We start from the raw sequence: 291 nt of genomic DNA on the forward strand, positions 1-291 counted from the left end.
TAGTGCCCACACAGATTGTCTGATAGAAAAGTAACGAGCAATGCGTCTTTTGAGTAGGGTTCTGTGACAAGTAAATTTGTCGCACAGATTTGCCAGCAAATCTTCACCTTTACACAAAATAACCAGTCTGCGACTGGTTAAGCAATTTTTGTGTCCCCATCGTCTAGAGGCCCAGGACACTGCCCTTTCACGGCTGTAACAGGGGTTCGAATCCCCTTGGGGACGCCATATCTGATAATGAGTGAAAGACATTATCAACCGTATCTCAAAATTGATTCCGGCTTTAAGCCT

General features: G+C 44.7%; 1 tRNA gene. It reads left to right on the forward strand.

Going from position 1 to position 291, the window contains the following annotated elements:
* Positions 1–152 precede the first annotated feature (152 nt).
* Positions 153–228, forward strand: a tRNA-Glu gene (locus AB6T85_RS23735).
* The last annotated feature ends 63 nt before the right edge of the window (positions 229–291 follow it).

Origin of the sequence: Erwinia aeris (assembly GCF_041224955.1) — a bacterium.
GTDB classification, from domain to species: domain Bacteria; phylum Pseudomonadota; class Gammaproteobacteria; order Enterobacterales; family Enterobacteriaceae; genus Erwinia; species Erwinia aeris.